2 rRNA genes are annotated in these 2,772 nt (G+C 52.0%); both read left to right on the top strand.

Features of this window, described 5'->3' with window-relative positions:
• Positions 1 to 2,542: ribosomal RNA gene (locus ACIPZ5_RS27690) — 23S ribosomal RNA — on the top strand; the annotation flags it as partial.
• Between the two features lie 135 nt (positions 2,543 to 2,677).
• Positions 2,678 to 2,772 (top strand): 5S ribosomal RNA (gene rrf / locus ACIPZ5_RS27695); the annotation flags it as partial.

A 2,772-nucleotide genomic window follows, 5' to 3' on the forward strand; every position in this document is an offset into this window, starting at 1 on the left:
AATGAAATCGAGTAGGACGGAGCACGAGAAACTTTGTCTGAACATGGGGGGACCATCCTCCAAGGCTAAATACTACTGACTGACCGATAGTGAACCAGTACCGTGAGGGAAAGGCGAAAAGAACCCCGGAGAGGGGAGTGAAATAGAACCTGAAACCGTATGCGTACAAGCAGTGGGAGCCTACTTTGTTAGGTGACTGCGTACCTTTTGTATAATGGGTCAGCGACTTATATTCAGTGGCGAGCTTAACCGAATAGGGGAGGCGTAGCGAAAGCGAGTCTTAATAGGGCGTTTAGTCGCTGGGTATAGACCCGAAACCGGGCGATCTATCCATGGGCAGGTTGAAGGTTAGGTAACACTGACTGGAGGACCGAACCGACTACCGTTGAAAAGTTAGCGGATGACCTGTGGATCGGAGTGAAAGGCTAATCAAGCTCGGAGATAGCTGGTTCTCCTCGAAAGCTATTTAGGTAGCGCCTCATGTATCACTGTAGGGGGTAGAGCACTGTTTCGGCTAGGGGGTCATCCCGACTTACCAAACCGATGCAAACTCCGAATACCTACAAGTGCCGAGCATGGGAGACACACGGCGGGTGCTAACGTCCGTCGTGAAAAGGGAAACAACCCAGACCGTCAGCTAAGGTCCCAAAGTCATGGTTAAGTGGGAAACGATGTGGGAAGGCTTAGACAGCTAGGAGGTTGGCTTAGAAGCAGCCATCCTTTAAAGAAAGCGTAATAGCTCACTAGTCGAGTCGGCCTGCGCGGAAGATGTAACGGGGCTCAAACCATGCACCGAAGCTACGGGTATCACCTTAGGGTGATGCGGTAGAGGAGCGTTCTGTAAGCCTGTGAAGGTGAGTTGAGAAGCTTGCTGGAGGTATCAGAAGTGCGAATGCTGACATGAGTAACGACAATGCGAGTGAAAAACTCGCACGCCGAAAGACCAAGGTTTCCTGCGCAACGTTAATCGACGCAGGGTTAGTCGGTCCCTAAGGCGAGGCTGAAAAGCGTAGTCGATGGAAAACAGGTTAATATTCCTGTACTTCCAGTTATTGCGATGGAGGGACGGAGAAGGCTAGGCCAGCTTGGCGTTGGTTGTCCAAGTTTAAGGTGGTAGGCTGAAATCTTAGGCAAATCCGGGATTTCAAGGCCGAGAGCTGATGACGAGTGCTCATTAGAGCGCGAAGTGGTTGATGCCATGCTTCCAAGAAAAGCTCCTAAGCTTCAGATAACTGGGAACCGTACCCCAAACCGACACAGGTGGTTAGGTAGAGAATACCAAGGCGCTTGAGAGAACTCGGGTGAAGGAACTAGGCAAAATGGCACCGTAACTTCGGGAGAAGGTGCGCCGGCGAGGGTGAAGGACTTGCTCCGTAAGCCCATGCCGGTCGAAGATACCAGGCCGCTGCGACTGTTTATTAAAAACACAGCACTCTGCAAACACGAAAGTGGACGTATAGGGTGTGACGCCTGCCCGGTGCCGGAAGGTTAATTGATGGGGTTAGCGCAAGCGAAGCTCTTGATCGAAGCCCCGGTAAACGGCGGCCGTAACTATAACGGTCCTAAGGTAGCGAAATTCCTTGTCGGGTAAGTTCCGACCTGCACGAATGGCGTAACGATGGCGGCGCTGTCTCCACCCGAGACTCAGTGAAATTGAAATCGCTGTGAAGATGCAGTGTATCCGCGGCTAGACGGAAAGACCCCGTGAACCTTTACTATAGCTTTGCACTGGACTTTGAATTTGCTTGTGTAGGATAGGTGGGAGGCTTTGAAGTGGGGACGCCAGTTCTCATGGAGCCATCCTTGAAATACCACCCTGGCAACTTTGAGGTTCTAACTCAGGTCCGTTATCCGGATCGAGGACAGTGTATGGTGGGTAGTTTGACTGGGGCGGTCTCCTCCCAAAGAGTAACGGAGGAGTACGAAGGTGCGCTCAGACCGGTCGGAAATCGGTCGTAGAGTATAAAGGCAAAAGCGCGCTTGACTGCGAGACAAACACGTCGAGCAGGTACGAAAGTAGGTCTTAGTGATCCGGTGGTTCTGTATGGAAGGGCCATCGCTCAACGGATAAAAGGTACTCCGGGGATAACAGGCTGATACCGCCCAAGAGTTCATATCGACGGCGGTGTTTGGCACCTCGATGTCGGCTCATCACATCCTGGGGCTGAAGCCGGTCCCAAGGGTATGGCTGTTCGCCATTTAAAGTGGTACGCGAGCTGGGTTTAGAACGTCGTGAGACAGTTCGGTCCCTATCTGCCGTGGACGTTTGAGATTTGAGAGGGGCTGCTCCTAGTACGAGAGGACCGGAGTGGACGAACCTCTGGTGTTCCGGTTGTCACGCCAGTGGCATTGCCGGGTAGCTATGTTCGGAAGAGATAACCGCTGAAAGCATCTAAGCGGGAAACTTGCCTCAAGATGAGATCTCACTGGGATCTTGAATCCCCTAAAGGGCCGTCGAAGACTACGACGTTGATAGGTTGGGTGTGTAAGCGCTGTGAGGCGTTGAGCTAACCAATACTAATTGCCCGTGAGGCTTGACCATATAACACCCAAGCAATTTGCTAGCGCAGATTGCGGTGGTGAAGACGAAACGAACCGAAAGTTCGCAGCAACATCACAAATATCGCATATCCGAATTCGCTGGGCTGTCCAACAGGACATTCTGGCAACAGAATTTCTTGACGACCATAGAGCATTGGAACCACCTGATCCCATCCCGAACTCAGTAGTGAAACGATGCATCGCCGATGGTAGTGTGGGGTTTCCCCATGT

Source organism: Pseudomonas sp. NPDC089428, from assembly GCF_044749325.1.
Classification (GTDB): Bacteria; Pseudomonadota; Gammaproteobacteria; order Pseudomonadales; family Pseudomonadaceae; genus Aquipseudomonas.